Below are 1,613 nucleotides of genomic sequence, written 5' to 3' on the forward strand. Positions count from 1 at the left end.
GTAAACATTCACGTGGTTTGGTGATCTTGCTGTGAGTTGCTGGCGGGTCAGCCGGGTGTGGATGTTGTTCGGCGTGCTGGGTGTCGTGCGCGACGGCCGGGTGGCGGTGTGGTGATCTGGCTGGGTGCCGCTGGAGGAGATGTCGCGTGAGGAACTGCTGGCCGTGGTGGCCGCGCAGGCCGCGACCCTGGCGGCGCAGGCAGAGTTGATCGAGGAGTTGCGCGGGCAGGTCGAGGCGCTGGCGGCGGAGGTCGACCGGTTGGGGCGGGCGGGCTCGCGGAACTCGGGGAACTCGTCGTTGCCGCCGTCGTCGGACGGGGTGCTGCCGGGTCGGGCCGGGCCGAACCGGGCGGAGCGCCGTGCCGCCGGGGGCGGGATGAAGAAGCGCGGGAAGCAGCCGGGGCAGGACGGGCGGACGTTGGCCTGGCGGGAGGACCCGGACCGGGTCGAGGCGCATTTCCCGGCCGGGGTGTGTGACTGCGGGGTGTCGCTGGCAGAGGTGGCGGTGGTCGGGGTCGCCCGCTCGCACCAGTCCCACGATCTCACCCTGGCCCGGGTCGGGGTGACCCAGCATGATCTTTACCGGGTCGTGTGCGGCTGCGGGCGCCGCCACGTGGCCGCCCGGCCCGAGGGGGTGTCCGGGGCGCCGGTGTCCTACGGGCCGGAGTTGCGCGCGCTCGCGACGTACTTCCTGGTCCGCCAGCACCTACCGGTGGAGCGGGCCCGGGAGGCGATCGCCGAGCTGTGCGGGGTGGAGGTCTCGGCGGGCTGGCTGCACTCGCTGCTGGCGCTGGGCGCGGACGCGGTCGAGGCGCCGGTCGCCGAGATCGAACAGCGGATCGCCGCCGAGAAGGTCGCCGGGTTCGACGAGACGCCACTGAAGGTCGGCCCGAAGGGCGAGAAGCGCTACGTGCTCTCGGCCTCGACGCTGCTGTTCACGCTGTTCATGCTGGGAGGCCGTGACAAGGCCAGCTTCCGGGTGTTCCTACTCGGCCGGATGCTCGGGGTCGTCGTCCACGACCGCTACGCCCTCTACGACTGCGACGAGTTCACCGGCTTCCTCCACCAGTTGTGCGTCGCCCATCTTCTGCGCGACCTCCAGGACGTGGTCGAGACCTACCCCGAGGCCCTCTGGCCGGTCCAGCTCCAACAGGCGCTGCGGGGCCTGGTCCACCAGGCCAACCTCGCCCGCGCGGCCGGACTGACCGAGGTCCCCGCCGCGCTGCGCGACCCGCTGATCGCCGAGTACCGCGGCGCGGTCCGTGTCGGGCTCAGGGACGTTCCCGCGGCCGAGAAGGGCACGAAGCAGCCGGCCGGCCGCTGCCTGCTCGCATGCCTACGTGACCGGCAGGACGACGTACTCCGTTTCGTCTTCGACCTCGACGTGTGGCCGACGAACAACCAGAGCGAGCGCGACCTCCGGCCGTTCAAGACCCAGCAGAAGATCTCCGGCCGGCTCACCTCCGAGGCCGTGACCGCCTGCCGCCTCCAGATCGCCAGCTACCTGTCCACCGCCCGCAAACACGGCGTCTCCGCGCTGCACGCCCTACGCCTCGCGTTCCGCGGCGCTCCCTGGATGCCACCAGCCGCCGCCCCTACCTGACGGCTGCCCC

General features: G+C 71.9%; 1 protein-coding gene. It reads left to right on the top strand.

Going from position 1 to position 1,613, the window contains the following annotated elements; all coding sequences use genetic code 11:
* The first annotated feature begins 124 nt into the window (after positions 1–124).
* Positions 125–1,603 (top strand): IS66 family transposase, encoded by a 1,479-nt coding sequence (gene tnpC, locus MXD60_RS26190; RefSeq protein WP_248822376.1) that lies wholly within the window; start codon positions 125–127, stop codon positions 1,601–1,603.
* Positions 1,604–1,613 lie beyond the last annotated feature (10 nt).

It is taken from the genome of Frankia sp. AgB32, from assembly GCF_023243045.1.
Lineage (GTDB): Bacteria > Actinomycetota > Actinomycetes > Frankiales > Frankiaceae > Frankia.